17 protein-coding genes are annotated in these 13,961 nt (G+C 64.3%); 13 read left to right on the top strand and 4 right to left on the bottom strand.

Features of this window, described 5'->3' with window-relative positions:
• Positions 1–10: 10 nt before the first annotated feature.
• Positions 11–190 (top strand): hypothetical protein, encoded by a 180-nt coding sequence (locus ACZZZM_RS08010; protein ID WP_463594580.1) that lies wholly within the window; start codon positions 11–13, stop codon positions 188–190.
• Complete coding sequence (locus ACZZZM_RS08005; protein WP_463594579.1) at positions 187–501, top strand: hypothetical protein; 315 nt, start codon at positions 187–189, stop codon at positions 499–501. The genes ACZZZM_RS08010 and ACZZZM_RS08005 overlap by 4 nt, the downstream gene beginning before the upstream one ends.
• Here ACZZZM_RS08005 and ACZZZM_RS08000 read toward each other — a convergent pair.
• Both ACZZZM_RS08000 and ACZZZM_RS07995 read right to left on the bottom strand, forming a co-directional pair.
• Positions 498–1,352, bottom strand: coding sequence for a hypothetical protein (locus ACZZZM_RS08000; RefSeq protein WP_463594578.1), 855 nt, complete (start codon positions 1,350–1,352; stop codon positions 498–500). The genes ACZZZM_RS08005 and ACZZZM_RS08000 overlap by 4 nt on opposite strands.
• The gene (locus ACZZZM_RS07995; protein ID WP_463594577.1) at positions 1,349–2,587 is read right to left on the bottom strand and encodes a TIGR04063 family PEP-CTERM/XrtA system glycosyltransferase; all 1,239 of its coding nucleotides are present in this window, start codon (positions 2,585–2,587) and stop codon (positions 1,349–1,351) included. The genes ACZZZM_RS08000 and ACZZZM_RS07995 overlap by 4 nt, the downstream gene beginning before the upstream one ends.
• A gap of 84 nt (positions 2,588–2,671) precedes the next feature.
• On the opposite strand from ACZZZM_RS07995, the gene ACZZZM_RS07990 reads away from it, so the two are divergent.
• From ACZZZM_RS07990 to ACZZZM_RS07975, 4 genes are all read left to right on the top strand, one after another.
• Positions 2,672–2,824: a hypothetical protein gene (locus tag ACZZZM_RS07990; RefSeq protein ID WP_463594576.1), complete on the top strand. Its 153-nt coding sequence runs from the start codon at positions 2,672–2,674 to the stop codon at positions 2,822–2,824.
• Positions 2,817–4,169, top strand: a complete 1,353-nt coding sequence (locus ACZZZM_RS07985; RefSeq protein WP_463594575.1) for a putative O-glycosylation ligase, exosortase A system-associated — start codon at positions 2,817–2,819, stop codon at positions 4,167–4,169. Before ACZZZM_RS07990 ends, ACZZZM_RS07985 begins: the two co-directional genes overlap by 8 nt.
• Complete coding sequence (locus ACZZZM_RS07980; protein WP_463594574.1) at positions 4,166–5,230, top strand: acyltransferase family protein; 1,065 nt, start codon at positions 4,166–4,168, stop codon at positions 5,228–5,230. The genes ACZZZM_RS07985 and ACZZZM_RS07980 overlap by 4 nt, the downstream gene beginning before the upstream one ends.
• Before the next feature lie 69 nt (positions 5,231–5,299).
• The gene (locus ACZZZM_RS07975; protein WP_463594573.1) at positions 5,300–6,517 is read left to right on the top strand and encodes a cytochrome-c peroxidase; all 1,218 of its coding nucleotides are present in this window, start codon (positions 5,300–5,302) and stop codon (positions 6,515–6,517) included.
• Here the strand turns inward: ACZZZM_RS07975 and ACZZZM_RS07970 are convergent.
• Positions 6,514–7,056 (bottom strand): type 1 glutamine amidotransferase domain-containing protein, encoded by a 543-nt coding sequence (locus tag ACZZZM_RS07970; RefSeq protein WP_463594572.1) that lies wholly within the window; start codon positions 7,054–7,056, stop codon positions 6,514–6,516. The genes ACZZZM_RS07975 and ACZZZM_RS07970 overlap by 4 nt on opposite strands.
• 102 nt (positions 7,057–7,158) lie before the next feature.
• Between ACZZZM_RS07970 and ACZZZM_RS07965 the strand changes: the two genes are divergently transcribed.
• Genes ACZZZM_RS07965 through ACZZZM_RS07955 form a run of 3 tightly spaced genes read left to right on the top strand, consistent with a single transcriptional unit; the run spans position 7,159 to position 9,760 of the window.
• A complete protein-coding gene (locus ACZZZM_RS07965) occupies positions 7,159–8,178 on the top strand; it encodes a DNA topoisomerase IB (protein ID WP_463594571.1) in 1,020 nt (339 codons plus the stop codon).
• A complete protein-coding gene (locus tag ACZZZM_RS07960) occupies positions 8,175–9,359 on the top strand; it encodes a mechanosensitive ion channel family protein (protein WP_463594570.1) in 1,185 nt (394 codons plus the stop codon). Before ACZZZM_RS07965 ends, ACZZZM_RS07960 begins: the two co-directional genes overlap by 4 nt.
• A 23-nt stretch (positions 9,360–9,382) precedes the next feature.
• The gene (locus ACZZZM_RS07955) at positions 9,383–9,760 is read left to right on the top strand and encodes a VOC family protein (protein ID WP_463594569.1); all 378 of its coding nucleotides are present in this window, start codon (positions 9,383–9,385) and stop codon (positions 9,758–9,760) included.
• Here ACZZZM_RS07955 and ACZZZM_RS07950 read toward each other — a convergent pair whose 3' ends face one another.
• Positions 9,761–10,243, bottom strand: a complete 483-nt coding sequence (locus ACZZZM_RS07950) for a hypothetical protein (protein WP_463594568.1) — start codon at positions 10,241–10,243, stop codon at positions 9,761–9,763.
• Between the two features lie 304 nt (positions 10,244–10,547).
• On the opposite strand from ACZZZM_RS07950, the gene ACZZZM_RS07945 reads away from it, so the two are divergent.
• The 4 genes from ACZZZM_RS07945 to ACZZZM_RS07930 all read left to right on the top strand — a co-directional run bounded on the left by ACZZZM_RS07945 (position 10,548) and on the right by ACZZZM_RS07930 (position 13,925).
• Complete coding sequence (locus ACZZZM_RS07945; protein WP_463594567.1) at positions 10,548–11,003, top strand: MaoC family dehydratase; 456 nt, start codon at positions 10,548–10,550, stop codon at positions 11,001–11,003.
• Positions 11,004–11,025: 22 nt separating this feature from the next.
• The gene (locus ACZZZM_RS07940) at positions 11,026–12,204 is read left to right on the top strand and encodes an acetyl-CoA C-acyltransferase (RefSeq protein ID WP_463594566.1); all 1,179 of its coding nucleotides are present in this window, start codon (positions 11,026–11,028) and stop codon (positions 12,202–12,204) included.
• Between the two features lie 241 nt (positions 12,205–12,445).
• On the top strand, positions 12,446–13,393 hold the full coding sequence (locus ACZZZM_RS07935) for a glucokinase (protein WP_463594565.1): 948 nt from the start codon (positions 12,446–12,448) through the stop codon (positions 13,391–13,393).
• A gap of 49 nt (positions 13,394–13,442) precedes the next feature.
• The gene (locus ACZZZM_RS07930; RefSeq protein WP_463594564.1) at positions 13,443–13,925 is read left to right on the top strand and encodes a pyridoxamine 5'-phosphate oxidase family protein; all 483 of its coding nucleotides are present in this window, start codon (positions 13,443–13,445) and stop codon (positions 13,923–13,925) included.
• Positions 13,926–13,961: the final 36 nt, after the last annotated feature.

Below are 13,961 nucleotides of genomic sequence, written 5' to 3'. Positions count from 1 at the left end.
GAGCATGGCAATGTCGGTGCATTGGAAGATTGAGCAATTTCTGAAACGAAGCGAAATGTCGGCCAGCAAATTCGGCAGGCTGGCGGTACGCGATCCGCGGCTGGTCCACGACCTGCGTCGGGGCCGCGAGCCCGGTGAGGCCATCGCCGCGCGGATCGAGGCCTTCATCGCCGGGGAGCGCGGCAAGTGAGCCGCGGTCCCGATGCGGCGACGCAAATCGAGCGCGCGCTTGCTGCCAGTGCCGACGCCGCAAGCTGCCCGGTGACGATCTCGCGATCGGTGGTCCGCCGGTGGGCAAGCGCCACCTTTATCGGCGCGCAGCACGCACTGACCGTGGCGGCAACGCAATCGCCCGACTTGAACGCCTGGCTGGCCGGCCTGCCCGAAGCCGAGTTCGCGCTGCGCGGGCATCTCGTCGCGGATCTCGTCGTGACGCGCGTTTCTCGCGACGGCGACGCCGTCACGGCTGAACTCGAAATACTTACGGTGGAGGAGCGTTAGGCGCGGCGCGCCAGGTTGCGCAGCGTGACCAGCGCGTCTTCCAGCCCGCGCTCGGCATCGCGCGGACGCGGCTCGTGATCGATCCCCGCAGCCAGCCCCTTGCGGATCACGCCGCGCTCAAGCCGTTCGAGCAGGGCATGCACCGAAGCATCGGTCTCGGGCCGCGCGATTGGCTCGGCGGGCACCGGAATGCGCATCGCCGGTGCTGGTTTGGGGCGCACCGGTGGAGTCAGTTCGAACACTTCGAAGCGCTCGCTCTCGTCGAATATCGCAGGGCGCGGTTCTCGGCGCAGCGGCGCGAGTGGTACCGGCTTGGGCCGCGGACGTTCCGGGAGTGATTGGGGGTCAAATGCCGCCAGCGGCTGATTGAGATCGCGCGGCAGCGGCTGCTCTAGCAGCGGCTCGGGAGCGGGGGGCTCGACCGCGTCCACGAGATCGAGGGCTTCGGCTTTTTTTTCGGGCGCCCGAACTTCGAGGAACGGTGTGCCCAGGTCGCGAGTCGCCAGCAAGGGCGGGCGCGGCGGCGCATCGGGGTGCGCATCGGCGCGGCGGATGATCGGCGTGTGCGGCGCTTCGGCTTCGGCCTCGGCCTCCTTGCCTACGCTCAGCCCGCGCGTGCCGACCAGAATGAATGCCATGAACCAGCCAAGCAATGCAGCGACGCCACCGGCCCCTGCCGCCAGGATTGCGCGTGCCGTGAAGCCGAGAGGCGGCTCGGCAGCGGTCAGCACTGCGGGAATTCCCGAATCCATCACCAGCGCCTCGAGCACCGGCACCGGCATGACGATCACGCCAAGCGCCGCTGCCGCACCGAGTATGGCTGCTGCCAGAGGAGCCAGAGGTAAATTCACGCTTTCACTGTCCTGTGCGACCAAGAAGGTTTCGTTGCCGCCGACATTGCGAGTTTTTGGTAAACAGATTCATAACGCGCGACGTTTACCGACCAGTTTCGCTCGGCTTCGACGAATGCCCGCGCCCGCGCCCGCCGGGCTTCCCAATGATCGCGATCCCCGAACACTCTGGCCACCGAATGCGCCAGCGCTCTCGGGTCATCGGGCTTGAACAATGTGCCGGTATCGCCGTCGCGGATCAGTTCGCGGTGGCCGCCGACATCGGATGCGGCGACAAGCTTGCGCTGCGCCATCGCTTCCAATGGCTTGAGCGGCGTCACCAGGTCGGTCAGCCGCATCTTCTTGCGCGGATATACCAGCACGTCGATTAGACTGTAATAGCGGTCGACCTGACTGTGCGGCACGCGGCCGATGAACTTGATCCGGCCCGCTGCCGGTGATGCCGCGGCCTGGGCGCGCAAGGCTTGCTCGGCCGGCCCACCGCCGACCAGGATCAGATGCATCGACGGACGCAGCCGCACCAGTTCGGGCATCGCATCGATCAAAATGTCGAGCCCTTCATAATCGTAGAAGCTGCCGATGAACCCGATCGCCTCGCCGCCTTCTACGCCCAGTTCCGCGGCCAGCGCCTTGTCATAGGCCAGCGGCTCGCCGAAAACATTGAGGTCCACGCCATTGGGCGAGACGAAGATCTTGCCCGGAACAATCCCGCGCTGTCCCAGATCGGCGCGCAGCCCTTCGCAGATCACCGCCACCGCATCGGCGCGCTTGACTGCCCTGGTCTCGAGCGCGCGAGTCATATTGTATTTCCAGCTACCCTCGCGCCCGGTTCCGTTGCCCACTGCGGCATCTTCCCAAAAGGCGCGGATTTCATAGACGAAGGGCAGCCCCAGCCGGTCCGCCGCCCGCTGCCCCGCCATCGCATCGAGCACCGGCGAATGGGCGTGGAGGATGTCGGGCTGGAACGCCTTGGCGACCTTCGTAATGCGGCGCGCAAACCGCCCTACTTCGCGCCACTCGCTCACCACTGGCAGCGAGGAAGCGACCGGCGGCGTCCGGAAGAATTGCAGCCCGTCGACCATTTCGTCTGCAGCGTCATATTCGCCGTGTCGCGGACCGGTGACGGCGGCCACGTCCCAGCCCCGCGCAATCTGCGCCTTGAGCAAGGCCCGCGTCCGAAAGGTGTAGCCGCTATGCAGTGGCAGCCCGTGATCGAGGATGTGGAGGATGCGCATCGCATTTTCCTGCCACGATAGCCCTTAACGGCGCGTCAACTGGCCTGCTCTACAGCCGCACTGGAAGGAGCGCGCGGAACCCGCATGATCGACAATCTATCGCTCGCGATCTCGCACGGGCTGATGCTGCTTGCGGCAATCCTGCTGCTGCGCCGGAACGACCTGGACGTCGAGCCGAGCCCGCACGACGGCGAGGACAGCCCCAAGAAGAAGCGCTGGGGCAAGCCCGGTGCGTGATCTCGTCTTCGTTGCCTTCCTGGCTGCATTGTTCGCAACGGGCTTTCGCCGCCCGTTCCTGTTCGTGCTGGCCTATGCCTATATCGATATCGTCTCGCCTCAGCGGCTGACCTATATCCTGCTCAATTCGGTGCCGATCTCGATGATCGCAGTCGGATTGGCGGTGGTCGGGTGGCTGGCGATGGACGACAAGCGCGACGTCCGCGTCGCCCCTCGCCAGGGGCTTATCGTTCTGCTGCTCGCTTATTGCTTCTATACGACGATGCACGCCGATTTCCCGCTCGAGGCCAGGGACAAATGGGAATGGGTATGGAAGGCGCTGGCCTTCGCCGCCTTCCTGCCGCTGACGCTGCGCACCAAGCTCCGCATCGAAAGCTTGTTGCTGTTCATGATCCTCTCGGCCGCATCGATCATTATCGTCGGCGGGATCAAGACCGTCGGCTCGGGCGGCGGTTACGGCGAACTCAATCTGATGGTGACCAACAATTCGGGGCTGTACGAGGGCTCGACCATCTCGATGGTGGCGATCGCGATCATCCCGCTGATCCTGTGGTTCACCAAATTCGGCACCATCTTCGCGCCCGACTGGCGCGTGAAGACGTTCTGCTACTGCCTGATCTTCGCCTGCCTGCTGATCCCGGTCGGCACTTCGACGCGTACCGGGCTGCTCTGCATCGCGCTGCTCGCGATCCTGATGATCCGCGATTTCAAGCGGCCGATAGTCTATCTCGCCGGGCTCGGGACGCTGGGACTCTGCGCCATCCCTTTCCTGCCCTCGGCCTTTACCGAGCGGATGGAGACGATCCAGACCTACCAGGCCGACGCCTCCGCCTCGACGCGCATCGAGGTTTGGAAGTGGACAATGGAATATGTGAAAACCCATCCGATGGGTGGCGGCTTCGAAACCTATCGCCAGAACCAGATTCGCTACGAAAAGGTCGCGATGGTCGATGATGGCGAAGGCCATATGACCATCAAGCGCAGCTGGGAAATCGACAAGGCGCGTGCCTATCACAGCTCCTATTTCGAGATGCTCGGCGAACAGGGCTATGCAGGCCTGATCATCTGGCTGCTGATCAACATGATCGGCATCTTCCGGATGGAAGTGCTGCGCCGCCGCTACAAGAAGGCCGGGGAAGGCGAGCAATGGATCGCTCCGCTCGCCAGCGCGCTGCAGAGCGCGCACATCATCTATATGCTCGGCAGCTGCTTCATTGCGATCGCCTTCCAGCCCTTCGTCTACATGCTGATCGGCGCGCAAATCGGTCTGGACACCTATCTGGCCCGCAAGCGCGAGGAGACGGCGTGGCGCCCCTTGCGCAAACCGCGATTGGCGGCGGCATGAGCGGAGAGCTTCGCGCGCTGACCAGCGTGCGCGGGATCGCCGCCTGGCTGGTCGTCCTGTTCCACATCCGCACATCGATCCAGGGCTTGCCCGAGCTCGGCCTGACCATCCTCGCCAAGGGCTATCTCGCGGTCGACTTCTTCTTCCTGCTTTCGGGCTTCGTTATCTGGATGAGCTATGCGCCGCGCATCCGCGAAGGCGGCTTTGCGGTCGTCCCCGAATTCCTCAAGCGCCGCATCGCCCGGATCTGGCCGCTGCATCTGTTCATGCTCGGTTTTGGCGTCGCGCTTGCGCTCGCCATGCTCGCCACCGGCCGTGAGGCCGAGCATTTCCCCTTCGCCGAACTGCCGCTCCACGTCTTCCTGCTCCAGAATTGGGGCTTTACCGAAACGCTCGCCTGGAACGATCCTGCCTGGTCGATCTCGTGCGAACTCGGCGCCTATCTGCTGTTCCCCTTCCTGGCGCTAGCGATCGACTGGCGCCGCGTGCCGACGCCCGCGATCCTCGCCGCGATCGCAGCATTGCTGACCTTGCTCCACACCGTCTTCGCGCTGCGCGGCGCGACGTCGCTCGGCCAGGAAATCCCGCAGCTGGGCCTGATCCGCTGCATCCTCGAATTTGCGAGCGGCACTGCGATCGGCGCGCTGTGGCTGCGCTGGCGCGAGGCGTGGCGCGCTCCGGCGGCGCTGAGTGCCACGCTCGCCTTGGCCCTCGGCACCGCGACTATCGCAGGCGTGCTGCCCGAGACCCTCGCCGTCCCCACCGCCTTTGCAGCCGCATTGCTGGCGCTCGCCCTTGTCCGCGGTTCGCCGCTCGAAGGGCGCACCATCCATTATCTCGGAGAGATCAGCTACGCGACCTATCTCGGCCATTATCTCCTCTGGTTCGCCTTCAAGCTCTTCCTTGTCGATAACGCCCACGCAGTCCCGCTGCCGCTCATCGCACTGTATCTGCTACTCGTTCTCGCCAGTTCCTCGGCGCTCTACCATTGGATCGAAAGACCTGCACAGCGCGCCATAAACAACTGGAAATTCACACGAAGAAGCGCCGCGACAATTTGATACAACATTGCCCTCGCGTTTCCAGATCATTGCTATAGCGTAACGGGATCAGCACTCGGGGAGAGGCCTGTGCGCTATCCTATCTTCATCGCGGCAATTGCCGCCTCGGGCTTGGTCTCGTGCAGCAGCGGCGGCGGGGAGACGGCCGGCGGCGGCGGAACCGTCGTCACCGCAGCGGTCACTCCGACACCCACGCCCGCCGCGCCCACCCCAACTCCCACCACCGCAGTCGTCACCTTCACGACGCTCGATCTGGCCGCGCTCGCCAATTACGCGCCTGTCCTACCGGCCTATTACGACGCGACAATCAACGGCGACGACAACACGCCCGTCGGCCAGGCACTCGACAACCGCATCGCCACGCTCGGCCGCGTGCTGTTCCACGATCGCCGGCTCAGCACCAACGACACGATTTCCTGCGCCTCCTGCCATCAGCAGGCATCGGGCTTCACCGATCCACGCCGCTTCTCGACCGGAGTCAACGGCGCGGCCTTCACCACTGCCCATTCGATGCGGCTAGGCAATGTCCGCTATTTCCGGCCCGGATCGATGTTCTGGGACCGCCGCGCCGCCAGCGTGGAGCTGCAGGCGAGCCAGCCGATCCTCAACCCCGTCGAAATGGGCTGGGACGCCGGCGCCGGCGGGATTCCTGCGCTGATCACGAAGATGAACGGCATCGCTTATTATTCCGAGCTGTTCACCTTCGCTTTCGGGACGCCCGCGATCAGCGAGGGGCGGATCCAGCAGGCGCTGGCGATGTTCGAGCGCGCGATGGTCTCCACCACGAGCCGCTGGGACACGGGATATGCCAGCGTGTTCGGCGCCGCTCTGCCCAATCGCGGGCTCAACCTCGATCTGCCCAATTTCACTGCCCAGGAAAATCGCGGCCGTGCGCTGTTCTTCGCGCCGCCCAACGCCCCCGGCGGCGGCGCAGGCTGCTCCGCCTGCCACCAGGCGCCGACCTTCGGGCTCGACCAGAACTCTCGCAGCAATGGCCTCGATGCCGGCGAGACCATTGTCTTCAAATCGCCGTCGCTCAAGAATGCCGCGCTGACCGGCCCCTATATGCATGACGGCCGCCTCGCCACGCTCGCCGCAGTGATCGAGCATTACGATTCTGGCGTGCAGAACGGCCCCGCGCTCGACAACCGCCTGCGCCCGGGGGGCGTGCCGATCCGGCTCAACCTGTCGGCGGCAGACAAGGCCGCGCTCGTCGCCTTCCTGCAGACGCTCAACGACCCCGCGCTCACCGCCGACGCCAAATTCTCGAGCCCCTTCCGGCCCTAATCGGCCTTTGAAAGCGCCGCGATGATCGCTTGATTGAACGCCGGGATATCGTCCGGCTTTCGGCTGGTGATGAGGTTGCCATCGACCACGACTTCCTGGTCGACCACATCGGCCCCGGCATTGGTCAGATCGGTGCGGATCGAAGGCCAGCTCGTAGCGGTGCGCCCATCGACGACATCGGCCTCGATCAACAGCCATGGCGCGTGGCAGATCGCCGCGACGATCTTGTTGTCGTCCATGAACTCTTCGACCAGATCGACCGTCCGGTCGTCCATCCGCAACTTGTCCGGATTGCCGACTCCGCCCGGCAGCACCAGCGCATCGAAATCCTCGCTATCGACTTCGGAGATCAACGTGTCGGGCGTGATGCTCTCGCCCTTCTCGCCGCCTTTCTCCCCGGTAATCGGATCGGACTTGAGCGATGCGAGCGTGACCTGCGCGCCGGCATCGATCAGCGCCTGGCGGGGCTTGAACAATTCGTCCTGCTCGAAGCCGTCGGTGGCAAGCATCAGAACGCGGGTTTTGACGAGATCGGTCATGGGAAGCTCCAATGGTGTTTGCCCCCAAGCGCGCGGCCAGCCGCACGGTTCCGGAACGAAGAGGTGGGCCGCGCATTGAGCGCGACGTTGCGAGGGGAGCCCATGGCCAAGACAGACATCGTCTATGTCGATGATCAGGAGACCGGGATCACCCGGAAAAAAGTGCGCAATGGCTGGGGCTATTGGGATGCGGAAGGCAACCGCATCACCGATCGCGACGAGATCGACCGGCTGAACGCGATCGGCCTGCCCCCGGCCTACACCAATGCCTGGTTCTGCCCCGATCCGGCCGGCCACATCCAGGCGGTCGGCTGGGACGATAAAGGCCGCAAGCAATATCGCTATCACACCGGCTTCCGCGAGGCGCAGGAAGCCGCCAAATACGATCGCTGCGCCATCTTCGGCGAGCACCTCCCCCGGCTTCGCCGCAAGGTCGAGGCCGATCTCAAGGTGCGCGGGCTTTGCAAGGACAAGGCCGTCGCCGCGGTCGTCCGCCTGCTCGATCTCGGCACGATCCGCGTCGGCAATGAGAGCTACGCCCAGACCAACAAGAGCTTCGGCGCGACGACGCTGCGCAAGCGCCACGCCAAGGTAAAGGGTTCGTCGCTCAAGCTCCAGTTCCGCGCCAAATCGGGCAAGATGCGGATCATGACAATCACCGACGGCTCGCTCAGCCGCTTCGTCAAGAAGATGCAGGACCTGCCCGGCCAGCACCTGTTCCGCTGGCTCGACGACGCTGGCGAGGCGCATCCGGTGACCTCGACCGACGTCAATAGCTACATCCGCGAAGCGATGAACGAGGATTTCACCGCCAAGCATTTTCGCACCTGGGGCGCGACCGTGCTGGCGTATCAGGCGCTCGCCACTGCGAACTCGTACGTGGGCATCAAATCGCTGCTCGAGCCGGTAACCGCGGCGCTTGGCAACACCCCCTCGATCGCGCGCAAATCCTATGTCCATCCGCGGCTGATCGGGCTGGCCAAGGACAAGCAGGCCCAGGCGGCCTTTCGCGAAACGCTGTCGCTTCCCCGCAAGACCCCACATCTCAGCCGTTACGAACGCGGCCTGATTGCGTATCTGGAGGAACCGATCCCCGCTCCCAGCCGTAAAAAGGCCGCATGACCACCAATACAACCAGCAAAGCCCCCAAACTACCCTCCGGCGACCAGCTCCAGGCGCAGGTGCAGACGCTGTTCCGCGACGCGTCGATCTGGGTGCAGGGGCATTGGCTCAATATCCTGATCGCCACTGCGATCGCCGTTGCGATCTTCTTCGGACTCCATGCAATGCGCCGCTGGGGAATGCGGCTGTGCGAGCGGGGCTCGGGCGTCGCCAACTGGTATTCGATCCTCGGCCGCGCGCTCTCCAAGACCGGCCATTTCTTCATCCTGATCACGTCGATCAAGCTGGTCAGCGGCTATGCCAATCCGCCGGTGATGGTTGCGACGACGATCACATTCCTGTTCACCGTCGCGGCAGTGTTCCAGGCGGCGATCTGGGTCCGCGAAGTCATCTTCGGCGCGATCGAGCACAAGACGACGTCGGAGGATTATCACGGCGCCGGTCTGACCAGCGCGCTGGGCATCATCCGCATGCTCGTCACGGTAATCCTGTTCGCGATCGCACTGGTGATGGTGCTGTCGAACCTCGGCGTGAACGTGACGGGCCTTGTCGCGGGTCTCGGCGTCGGCGGTATCGCCATCGGCCTCGCCGCGCAGGGCATTTTCGGCGACTTGATCGCGGCGCTGTCGATCATCTTCGACAAGCCCTTCCGCGTCGGCCACCACATCAAATATGATGGCACCGACGGCACGATCGAAGCGATCGGGCTTAAGTCCACGCGCATTCGCTCGGTCACTGGCGAGCTGCGGATCATCTCGAACCGCCAGCTGCTCGACAAGGAAATCCAGAACCACAGCGATCGCCGCCTGATCCGCTTCAACTGGATGCTCGGCGTCGCCTACGAGACCGCGCCCGAGACGCTCAACCGCCTGCCCGCGATCCTCACCGAAATCGGCGACGGGCTCGGCGTGCGGACGGCGCGTGCCGGCTTCGCCAATTTCAATGCCAGCACACTCGATTACGAGTTCATTATCGAGCTGGACGGCAGCGACTGGACCGCGGCTAACAAGACCCGCGATGCAGTCGTCACGGCGATCCTCACCCGATTCGCCGCAGAGGGTATCAACCTGCCTTACCCGATCCAGACGGCCTTTACGGCGGCGCCGGACGGAACGCTGATCATGCCCTATCCCGACGTCCAGCCGGTGATGCGCGTCGATAAGGATCCCGACGAAACCTGACCCGCCCGGAAAGGACTGAGGCAATGCTCAAGGACAAGAGTTCGGCAGCGATCGTCGCTTGCAGCGATGTGGCCGCCGCCAAGGGGTTTTATTCCGAAGCGCTAGGACTGCCCCTCGTCGCGGACCATGGCGACATCTTCGCGCTGCAGACCGGCAGCACGCAGCTGCATGTCTACAAGAGCGACTTTGCCGGCACCAATCGGGCCAATGCCGTCGTCTGGGATGGCGGCGCGGATGTCGAGGCGATCGCCGCCGATCTACGCGCCAAGGGCGTGAAGCTCGAGGAATATCCCGACGGGTTCGATCGCGTCACTGACGGCCTCCATGTGAAGGACCAGTTCCGTGCGATCTGGTTCAAGGATCCGGACGGAAATATCCTCCACATAAACGGCGAGGTTTGATCAGGCGGCCTGCGCCATCGCGTGCTGCGCCAGGAAGCCCTGCCAGTTCTGGACGGTGAATGCGGCGAGATATTCGGCCTGCATCTCGGGCGTGAGCACTTCGATCATGCGCGTGCCTTCGATCCAGAATTCGATCACGCGAAACGCGGCGCCGCGGCTGCATACCTTGGCGGGCCAGCCCTCGCGTGCGGCGATTGCTTGGACTTGCTCGATAGTCTTCGCCGTCGCCATCGCGAAATGAACGGACGAGCCCTGACCGTTCGCGCCTTTGACGCCGTGCCCGCCGGCAGCGCCTTCGCCCTGCACCAATTCGGTGCCCGCGGGGTAAAATTCGATCGCGCTGTTGCGCTCGTCGCCCGCCATTGCGATCCAGCTATCCTCGATCACGGCTGGGAAAGGCGTGGCGACGCCATCCCAAAGCTCGGCGATCACGCTGGCGACGCGTTGCGGATTCTGAGCGTCGGTGGAAACATGGAAAATCATCGGTCTTCTCCCTGGTCTTTCGTTGCCTCGGAAAAAACATGAGCACCCCCGGCCGCGCCACCGCCACGCGACCGGCTAGACGAAGATGCGACAGATCGACTCGAACGAGCGCGCACCGCCCAAAGAGCGTTTAGAAGATCGGGTCCGCTTTAATGGAGCCGCCATCCGGCAACTGCGCGAGCGCCAGACGCTACGTCAGTCGCCATTTTCATATTCTCGGTCTTGCGAGGCTTGCTCTAGCCCCGCCAATCTCTCTAGGGATGCTGGGCGCTATGCGAGAAACCCGCGCGGGAGGCAGTCTCAAGTGGATACGATCACCGTTCAGCAAATGGCGGAAAGCGTCGGCACCGAGCGCGTCTCCGACTGGGTCGAAGTCACTCAGAAGATGATCGACACCTTCGCCGAGGCGACCGGCGACCACCAGTTCATCCATGTCGATCCCGTCCGCGCCGCGCAGACGCCGTTCGGCGGCACCATCGCCCATGGCTTCCTGTCGCTCTCGCTGATGCCAATGCTGGCGGCAAAGACCGACACGCCCCGGATCGAAGGGGCGAAAATGGGCGTCAATTATGGGGGTAACAAAACGCGGTTCATGCAGCCTGTCCGTTCGGGCAGCCGCGTGCGCGGGCGCTTCAAGCTGCTCAGCTTCACCGAGCGCAAGCCCGGTGTTTGGGAGCAGATCAACGAATATACCCTCGAGATCGAAGGTGCGGAGAAGCCCGCCTTGATCGCCGAGTGGATCAGCCTGATTTACGTTTAATTCCGCAGAAGGAAGAAAATCCATGTCCCGCTCCGCAGTCATCGTCTCCACCGCCCGCACGCCGATCGGCCGCGCCTATCGCGGTGCGTTCAACAACCTTCCCGCCCCCACCCTCGGCAGCCATTCGGTCAAGGCCGCGGTCGAGCGTGCCGGGATCGAGGGCGGCGAAGTTGCCGATGTCGTATTCGGCGCCGCGCTCCAGCAGGGCAGCACCGCGGGCAATATCGCCCGCCAGGTCGCGCTCCGCGCCGGGTTGCCGACCAGCGTCTCAGGCATGTCCCTCGATCGCCAATGCGCCTCGGGCCTGATGGCGATCGCCACTGCCGCCAAGCAGATCATCGTCGACAATATGGACGTGACGATCGGCGGCGGCCTGGAATCGATCAGCTTGGTCCAGACCCCGCAGATGCGCGTGCAGCCCGATCCCGAGCTGCTGGCGATGCACAACGACGTCTATATGCCGATGCTCCAGACCGCCGAAGTCGTGGCAGCGCGCTACGGCATCAGTCGCGATCGCTGCGACGAATATGCCCTCCAGTCGCAGCAGCGCACCGCCGCCGCCCAGGCGGCGGGCAAGTTCGACGACGAGATCGTGCCGGTCACTGCGACGATGAACCTGGTCAACAAGGAGACCAAGGAAGTCACGCAGAAGGAAGTCACGCTCACCAAGGACGAAGGCAACCGCGCCGACACCACGCTCGAAGGCCTCAAGTCGCTCAACACCGTGCTCCCGAACGGCACGGTCACCGCGGGCAACGCCTCGCAGCTTTCGGACGGCTCTTCCGCCAGTGTCCTCATGGAGGAATCGCTCGCCTCGAAGCGCGGCCTCACGCCGCTTGGCCGTTATGTCGGCATGGCGGTCGCGGGCACCAAGCCCGACGAGATGGGCATCGGCCCGGTGTATGCCGTCCCTGCCTTGCTCAACCGCTTTGGCCTCAAGATGGACGATATCGGCCTGTGGGAGCTCAACGAAGCCTTCGCCGTCCAGGTTCTCTATTGCCAGGACGTGCTCGGCATTCCGGGCGAGCTGCTCAACGTAAACGGCGGCTCGATCTCGATCGGCCACCCTTACGGCATGACCGGCGCACGCTGCACCGGCCACGCTTTGATCGAAGGCAAGCGCCGCGGTGCGAAATATGTCGTCGTGACGATGTGCGTCGGCGGCGGCATGGGCGCGGCGGGGCTGTTCGAGGTTCTCTAAGCTTTCGTCATCCCCCGCGAAAGCGGGGCCCCAGGGTTAACTGGCAGCGCCGTTTTTGGCTCTGGGTCCTCGCTTTCGCGGGGATGACGGTTCGCGGCCAATGCCCTTGCATCCCCGCACGTTTGCGCATTACCATCCTGACAACGCTGCCACTCACTAACCTTTGTTGAATTCGTAACGAGTGTTAGCGATAACAGTTTGCGGACATCCGACAGGGAAGCCGCTGGGAGAGGGCGCGCCTATGGGCGACTTGGCATTGGTCGCCGATATCGGGCGCCAATCGGTGCGGTTTGGCTTGACCGGCGGAGACGCCGGGCTTGAGCCGCGCAACGTCCGCCGCTTCATGACCAGCGAGCATCCGACCTTCACCAGCGCGCTCGTCGCCTATCTCACCGATGTCGGCCTGCGCGAGGCACGCTTGCCGAGCGTCCTCGCGGTCGCGGGCGCGGCGCGCGGCGACCTGATCAACCTGACCGGCAGCCGCTGGTATATCTCCCTGGCCGGGGTCGAGGCCGTGCTGCGCGTGCCGCCGCGGGCGCTTAACGAATGCGCCGCCAATGCGCTGGCGCTGACCTTGCTGCCCATCTCAGCCTTCACTTCGTTGCACGGACCCGCTCCTCGCGCCGTCGAGCCCGGCGGCAATTATGTCGTGATCGGCACCGGCACCGGCCTCGGTGTCTCCGCGCTGATCAGCGCCGGCGACCGGCTGGTCCCGATATCGAGCGAGGCGGGACACATGTCCTTCGCCGCCGTCACGCCGGACGAGCGCAAGTTCGCCGATTTCTGCGCGCGCAAGGGCATGCCGGTCGATGTCGAACTGCTGCTCAGCGCATCCGGTCTGCTTCTCGCGTATGAGGCGCTGTCGGACGGTCAGAAGCTGGCAAAGCCCGAAGACGTTACGCGGGGCATCGGCCGCGATCCCGCCGCGACTGCAGTCGTCCGGATGTTCGTTGAGCATCTCGGCAGCTTTGCCGGCGATCTGGCGATGGCGTTCGGGGCGTGGGACGGGGTGTTTTTTACCGGCGCGATCGCCCGCGCGCTCCAGCCGCAATTGCTCGATCCCGGCTTCCGCCGCCGGATGGAGGGCAAGGCCGCGTTCCGCCGCCAGCTTGCCGAGGTTCCCGTCGCGCTGGTCAATCGCAACGACCTCGAACTGCTCGGCGCCGCCGCGGCGCTCGGGAACGCCTGAGCCGAGCCGCTCGTTACCAAAGGGAAATCAATCCCGAAGGAGCAAGCCGATGGCCGACAACGCCCAACTCAAAGCCGATCTGTGGAAGAAGATGGCCGAAAGTCCCTTCCTGATGATGGGCCTGATGGACAGCCACGAGCATCACATTCCGCTGACCGCGCAGCTCGACAAGGACCAGGTAGATACTTTGTTCTTCTTCGTCGGCAGGGACAATCGCCTCGCCAAGGGCGGCCCGGCGATGGCGCATTTCGTCTCCAAGGGGCATGATTATTTTGCCTGCCTGGATGGCACGGCCGCGATCGACAACGACTTCGCCCAGATCGACAAATTGTGGAACAGCCAGGTCGAGGCCTGGTTTCCGGGCGGCAAGGACGATCCCAATCTCGCGCTGCTCCGCTTCGACATCGACAGCGCCGAATTGTGGGAAAGCGACATGAGCCTCTCGGGCAAGCTCAAGATGCTGTTCGGCGGCAAGATCAAGGGCAGCGAGGAAGGCAGCCACGCCGTGGTGGGGACGACGGCGGAAAGCTGATCCAAACCGTCATCCCGGCGACAGCCGGGATCTCGT

The organism is Sphingomonas sp. AC522, from assembly GCF_979258125.1.
This window is presented reverse-complemented; position numbering and strand designations above follow the sequence as displayed.